This window comes from Acidovorax sp. KPB24-03 (assembly GCF_057546605.1).
Genome location: NZ_BAAJYR010000867.1, coordinates 1 through 717, shown reverse-complemented (window position 1 = coordinate 717; position 717 = coordinate 1). Strand labels below are relative to the sequence as shown.

General features: G+C 72.4%; 1 protein-coding gene. It reads left to right on the top strand.

What is annotated here, in order from left to right:
- Window positions 1-695: CocE/NonD family hydrolase (locus AC27KI_RS26520; protein WP_487116856.1), on the top strand; the 695-nt coding region annotated here is incomplete at its 5' end.
- Window positions 696-717 lie beyond the last annotated feature (22 nt).

Here is a 717-nt window from a genome sequence, read left to right as displayed (position 1 = left end):
GCGGGCTGCTGACCCGGGCCGTACCGGAGCGCGCGGGTGAGGCGACCTTCCGCTTCGACCCCGCGAACCCGGTGCCCACCATCGGCGGCTCGGTCACCTCCGGGGAGCCCCTGATGGTGGCCGGCGCCTACGACCAGTGCACGCACAGCGGCGTGTTCGGCGCGCGGGCGCCGTTCGGGCCGCTGGCCGGACGGGACGATGTGCTGGTGTTCCAGACGCCGCCGCTCGAGTGCGACGTGGAGGTCACCGGCCCCGTGGTGATCGAGCTGTGGGTTTCGTCCACCGCGCCCGACACCGACTTCACGGCCAAGCTGATCGACCAGTACCCGCCGAGCGAAGACCATCCCGAGGGGTATGCGATGAACCTGACCGACGGCATCCTGCGCTGCCGCTACCGCGACTCGTGGGAGCACCCCGGACTGATGGTGCCCGGGGAGGCCGTGCAGATCACGATCGAGCCCATGCCCACGTCCAACCTGTTCCGCCGGGGCCACCGGATCCGGCTCGACATTTCGAGCAGCAACTTTCCGCGGTTCGACGTCAATCCCAACACCGGTGCGCCCGAGGGGAGCGCGGGGCCCCGGGTGGTGGCGTTCAACGCCGTGCACATGGGCCGGGGGCGCGCGTCCCGCGTGGTGTTGCCGATGCAGGCCGTGGGTGGGGCGCCTGCCGCGGGGGCCGGCACGGGCGGATGACGGCTGGCCCGGCAGGGGCGAA